Source organism: Virgibacillus sp. GM2-2 (genome assembly GCF_055329585.1).
This window is the reverse complement of the sequence record NZ_JBUZWC010000188.1, coordinates 1-227: the sequence shown is the minus strand read 5'-3', so window position 1 is coordinate 227 and position 227 is coordinate 1. Positions and strand designations below refer to the sequence as shown.

Here is a 227-nt window from a genome sequence, read left to right as displayed (position 1 = left end):
CGATGGACATCGAGTGGGCAGCGGAGGACGAAGGTGACGTAGATGTTCTGCCGGGCGGGGCTGTAAAAGGTGCGTCCGCGGCGCCCGCGGCCCGCGGTCTGTTCTTCGGCCAGGACGGCCGTCCCGTGTGGTGCGCCTTCCACGGCCTCGCGGCGGGCGATAGCCATGGTGGAGTCCACGACATCCCGGTGGACGAAGTAGCGCCCGATGCGCGACGTGGTGAGTCC

1 protein-coding gene is annotated in these 227 nt (G+C 69.2%); it reads right to left on the bottom strand.

Features of this window, described 5'->3' with window-relative positions; genetic code table 11:
* Positions 1 to 227, bottom strand: a 227-nt coding sequence (locus ACY9Z2_RS19490; RefSeq protein WP_463611324.1) for a biotin--[acetyl-CoA-carboxylase] ligase, incomplete at both ends; no start/stop codon positions are given.